This window comes from Scytonema sp. PCC 10023 (assembly GCF_963920835.1).
Taxonomy (GTDB): domain Bacteria; phylum Cyanobacteriota; class Cyanobacteriia; order Cyanobacteriales; family Nostocaceae; genus Kalymmatonema.
Map to the genome: position 1 here is coordinate 1 of NZ_CAWUDP010000356.1, position 564 is coordinate 564.

Below are 564 nucleotides of genomic sequence, written 5' to 3' on the forward strand. Positions count from 1 at the left end.
CTAAAGGTGGTTATCGAAATCAAGAACGAATTAAACATGAAAGAAAAAGAAGTTTTCAGAAAGCTCGTCGTTGGCATAACGGTGTCGAAGGACGTATCAGCTACCTCAAGCGATGCTTTGGTCTACAACGTTGTTTATATCGAGGAGAGTTCGGTTTCTCCAGTTGGATTGGATGGGGAATCATTGCTCATAACTTAACTATTATCAGTCGAAGTCTTCTTGAAAAGAATCTCAATTATAATTAACTTCTGATATTTTGTTTCATTGCACTATCATTTGGCTAGATTGCTTACTAAAAAATAATGATTTTTTAATTTTTATTGTTAGCATCACAATGCTACCAACTCAATAAATAATCTCAGTTTTTGCGCTAGCCGTAGAAAATTGTACAAGTTAAAAAGATGTACGATAAAGCTACATAATTTTTCTTTGCTTTTTCGCGCTTAATCAAGGATTTTTGGTTTCATACTGAGTGGCTAAATACCATCAAGTTTTTTATGAGTCATCTTGGTTATTCATCAAGTTTTTAGTTCATTTCTTCTACCGTTTCGCACCGCGAACTAG

1 pseudogene is annotated in these 564 nt (G+C 34.2%); it reads left to right on the forward strand.

The features are described from left to right. Positions 1-245, forward strand: a pseudogene (locus ACM0OZ_RS49195) (ISNCY family transposase); the annotation flags it as partial. Between the last annotated feature and the right edge of the window lie 319 nt (positions 246-564).